Origin of the sequence: Psychroserpens mesophilus (assembly GCF_050617655.1) — a bacterium.
GTDB lineage: Bacteria > Bacteroidota > Bacteroidia > Flavobacteriales > Flavobacteriaceae > Psychroserpens > Psychroserpens mesophilus_A.
In genome coordinates this window covers 1-420 of record NZ_JBODQC010000046.1, presented here as the reverse complement: position 1 = coordinate 420, position 420 = coordinate 1, and the positions used below count along the sequence as shown (strand labels likewise).

The 420-nt window shown below is 53.1% G+C and carries 1 pseudogene; it reads right to left on the bottom strand.

Annotation, left to right across the window (positions count from 1 at the left end):
* Positions 1–14: 14 nt before the first annotated feature.
* Positions 15–420 (bottom strand): annotated as a pseudogene (locus tag ACRHNM_RS16260) (hemolysin); the annotation flags it as partial.

Below are 420 nucleotides of genomic sequence, written 5' to 3'. Positions count from 1 at the left end.
TTGGGCCTTTATAACAGCTCGTAGGATTGGATGTACCCGATGATGTTGTCGATGGTATCCTTGAAGACCAGGATTTTGGAATACCCGGTTTCGGTAAAGAGTTTTGTGACGTTTTTGGGGCTTTCGTGCAGTTCCACGGCGGTGATTTCCGTCCGGGGCACCATCACCTCCCGCGCCTTTACCTCAGAAAATTCCAGGGCGTTCTGGAAGATCTGGATCTCGGAATCCACCTCGTCTTTTTCCTCCACGGTCTCCCTCTGCTCGGTAATGGAGTCCCCGAGGTCCGGCTTCGTGAACGACATCTGCACCTCGTCCCCGTCCGACCGGAACAGCAACTTGAGGATGACATCCGATATAAACATAACCCCCTCGGACAGCAGCCAGAACAGGATATAGAAAAAATAAGCCGGGACGGCCAGC